Annotated in this window: 5 protein-coding genes; all 5 read right to left on the reverse strand. The window is 73.7% G+C overall.

The window, feature by feature from the left end; all coding sequences use genetic code 11:
- The coding region (locus DZG00_RS13600) for a crotonase/enoyl-CoA hydratase family protein (RefSeq protein ID WP_119455730.1) at nt 1-745 on the reverse strand (745 nt) is incomplete at its 3' end.
- Nucleotides 746-812: 67 nt separating this feature from the next.
- Nucleotides 813-1,655 carry an arginase family protein gene (locus tag DZG00_RS13605; protein WP_119382783.1) on the reverse strand — a complete coding sequence of 281 codons (843 nt, stop codon included), beginning with the start codon at nt 1,653-1,655 and terminating at the stop codon, nt 813-815.
- A gap of 106 nt (nt 1,656-1,761) precedes the next feature.
- Nucleotides 1,762-2,409 carry an NADPH-dependent F420 reductase gene (locus DZG00_RS13610; protein WP_119382782.1) on the reverse strand — a complete coding sequence of 216 codons (648 nt, stop codon included), beginning with the start codon at nt 2,407-2,409 and terminating at the stop codon, nt 1,762-1,764.
- Nucleotides 2,410-2,502: 93 nt separating this feature from the next.
- Entirely contained in the window at nt 2,503-3,246 is a 744-nt protein-coding gene (locus DZG00_RS13615) for a PspA/IM30 family protein (RefSeq protein WP_119382781.1), read from the reverse strand.
- 44 nt (nt 3,247-3,290) lie between these two features.
- Nucleotides 3,291-3,476 (reverse strand): hypothetical protein (locus tag DZG00_RS17375; protein ID WP_233550144.1); only part of this gene is annotated, 186 nt, incomplete at its 5' end.

Below are 3,476 nucleotides of genomic sequence, written 5' to 3' on the forward strand. Positions count from 1 at the left end.
CCGCTGCCTCGGGCCCGACCCGGAGCGCGGCGCGGGCGCTGCGGAGCGTCGCCTGCACGGCGAGCGGGGCCTGGGCGGCGATGCGCTCGGCGATCCCGATCGCCGCGTCGAGCTGCTCGCCGTCGGGCACCACGAGCTGCACGACGCGCATGCGCCGGGCCTCCTCGGCGTCGAAGAGGTCGCCCGTGAGGATCCAGCGCATCGCGTCGCCCCAGCCCGCGACCGCCGGGAAGCGGAGGGTGGCGCCGCCGAAGGGGAGGATCCCGCGTGCGACCTCGATCTGCCCGAACCGCGTGCCGGCGGCCGCGACCACGACGTCGCTCGCGAGGGCCAGCTCGATCCCGAGCGTGAGGCACGTGCCCTGCACCGCGAGCACCACGGGCTTGCCGACGCCGTCGCCGGCCATCCGCCACGGGTCGACGCCGTCGTCCGGCACCGTGTCGAGGCCGCCGCCGGGACCGCGGCCGATGTGCGGGGCCACGTCCGCGAGATCCAGCCCGCCCGTGAAGTGGTCGCCGATCGCGTGCACGACGCCCACCCGGAGCTCGGGGTCGCGGTCGAGCAGGCCGTACGCGCTCGCGAGCTCGCGGAGCATCCGCATGTCGGCGGCGTTGCGCTTGGCCGGCCGGTCCAGGCCGATGAGCAGCAGATGGCCGCGGCGCTCGACGCGCACCCGGGGCGCGTCGTCGGCCGGGGTCTCGGACCGGGGCTGGGCGGGGGGTGCGGTGCGGGCGTCGTCGCTCACGGCGGTCTCCTTCGATCGTCCGTCCCAGCCTCGCAGGGCGGGCGGCCCGGCGCGACCTCCGGGCGGATCAGACCGGCCCGGTCAGCGCCCCGATGATCCGCAGGATGGTGCCCATGTCCTCCACCGCAGCCGCGGGGGAGGAGGGCGCGAACTCGGTGATCCCGGCGCCCGCGAGCCCGAACGACCGGCGCAGCGCCTTGATCGACTCGGTCACGACCTGCACGTCGAGCCCGAACGGCTCGGGGTAGCCGACGCCGGACATCCCGCCCGGGTCGAGCACGTCGAGGTCGACGTGGACGTAGACCTCGGTGGCGCCGGTGGCGGTCACGGCCGCGACGAGCGCCTCGGGGCCCATGGCGTCGACGCCGATGAGCGCGATGCCGCGGGAGTCCACGAGGTCGGACTCGGCGTCGTCGAGCGCGCGCACCCCGGCGAGCACGACGCGGTCGGTCGTGACGGCGCCCGCGGGGAGGTCCAGCCCGTCGACGCCCTCGCCGACGACGGCGCGCAGCACCATCCCGTGGAACGCGCCGGTGGGGGACGACGCGGGGGTGTTGAGGTCGGCGTGCGCGTCGAGCCAGACGACCGCGAGGCCGGGATGCTCCCGGGCGGCGTGCCCGATGGACGCGATCTCCACGCCGCAGTCGCCGCCCACCGTGATGAGCGGGCCCTGTCCGGACGCCGACGCCGCCCGGAGCGCGGCCTCCTGGCGCGTGCGCACCGCGAGCAGCGACGCGTAGCGGAGGACCCCGGTGCCGAGCGACTCGCCGGCCTCGACCGGCACGTCCACGACGTGCGTGGCGGATGCGGGCAGGTCGCCGCGTATCGCCTCCGCCCCGTCCGCGAGCCTCATGGCGCGGGACGAGCCCGAGCCCTGCCATTGGGGGACGACGACGAAGGAGGCGGGCACACCTCAGTATCGCGTGCGGGGCCGGACATGGCGATGCCCGCCGCCTGCGGTCTCGGCCGCGGGCGACGGGCATCGACGGGGGAGGGACTCGCATCCCGCCCCGGTGCTACATGTCGCGGTAGCGCTTCGCCTCGGCCAGCGCCCGGCGGAGGCCGTCGGCGTCGAGCTTCGGGCCGTAGCCGGGGGTGTCGCGCTGGATGCGCCAGCCCTCGGCGAGCGGTCCCGCGTCGACGGTGTCGTAGCCGAAGGAGTCGAGGATCGAGGTGACGGTCGCCTTCGCCTCGGCGTCGTCGCCCGCGATGACGAGCGCGCGCCGGTTCGGGGTGCCGGCGGGGGTCCCGTCCGAGACGAGGTCGGCCGCGTAGATGTGGTTGAACGCCTTGACGACCTTCGACTCGGGCAGGTGACGCTGGAGCATCTCCGCGGTCGTCGTCGTCTCGTCGTCGAGCTCGGCGATGTGGCCGTCGCGCTCCGGGTAGTAGTTGTCGGTGTCGATCACGATCTTGCCCGCGAGGGGCGCGACCGGCACGCTGTCGATGTTCTTGAGCGGGATCGTCACGACGACGATCTCGCCGGCCTCCGCGACCTCGTCGACGGTCGCGGCGCGGGCGCGGTCGCCCAGCTCGTCGATCAGGTCGGTGAGGGTCTCCGGACCGCGCGAGTTCGCGATCACGACGTCGTGGCCGGCGGAGGTGAACAGGCGGGCGAGCTGGCTGCCGATGAGTCCGGCGCCGATGATTCCGATGTTGGTCATGCTGAGGGGAACGGGATCCACGGGAGCGGAATTCCCCGGGGACGACGACGGGCGCCGCCCCGGAGGACGGCGCCCGTGGATCCGGGTGGACGGCTACTCGCCGGACGTGACCTGCTTCGGCGCGGATCCGCCGGACTTGAGCGCGGCGAGGCGCGCCTCGACCTCGGTCAGCTCGCCGAGGTCCTCGAGCTCCTCGAACTGCGCGTCGAGGCTCGAGGCCTGCAGCTCCTCGGCGCCGCGGACGCGGGCCTCCTCGCGGCGGATCTTCTGCTCGAAGCGGCTGACCTCGCTGGTCGGGTCCATGATGTCGATGCTCTTCATGGCGTCCTGCACCTGCGACTGCGCCTGCACGGTCTTCTGGCGGGCGTTCAGCTCGTCGCGCTTCGAGGAGAGCTGCTGCAGCTTGCCGCGCATCGTGTCGAGGCCCTGCTTGAGCTTCTCGACGACCTCGGTCTGCGACGCGATGGTGGGCTCGGCGCCCTTCGCCTCGTTCTCGGACTGCATCTGGCGCTGGAGCGCGACCCGGGCGAGCGCGTCGAACTTGTCGGCGTTCGGGGTGTTGCCGGCGTTGCGGTACTCGTCGGCCTTCGTGCTCGCGGCGAGGGCCTTGCGCCCCCAGTCCTGCGCGGCCTGGACGTCCTCGCGGTGGTCGTCCTCGATCATGCGGAGGTTGCCGATGGTCTGGGCGACGGCGCTCTCGGCCTCGCGGATGCTCTCCGTGTAGTCGCGGACCATCTGGTCCAGCATGAGCTGCGGGTCCTCGGCCTGGTCGATGAGGTTGTTGATGTTGGCCTTCGCGAGCTGGGCGATGCGGCCGAGGATGGACTGCTTGGACATGGGTGCTGCTCCTTCTCGTCTGGTGCTTCGTCGGAATGGGTTGATCATGGGTCGCTCTCGTTCTCGTCGTCCTGGTCGTGCGTGCCGTGCGGGTGATGCGCGGGGCCGCTAGAAGCTGCCGCCTCCGCCGCCCCCGCCGAATCCGCCGCCGCCGCCTCCGCCGAATCCGCCGCCGCCTCCGCCGAAGCTGCCTCCGCCGAATCCGCCGCCGCCACCCCAGCCGCCGCCGC

It is taken from the genome of Clavibacter lycopersici (assembly GCF_003576405.1).
GTDB lineage: Bacteria > Actinomycetota > Actinomycetes > Actinomycetales > Microbacteriaceae > Clavibacter > Clavibacter lycopersici.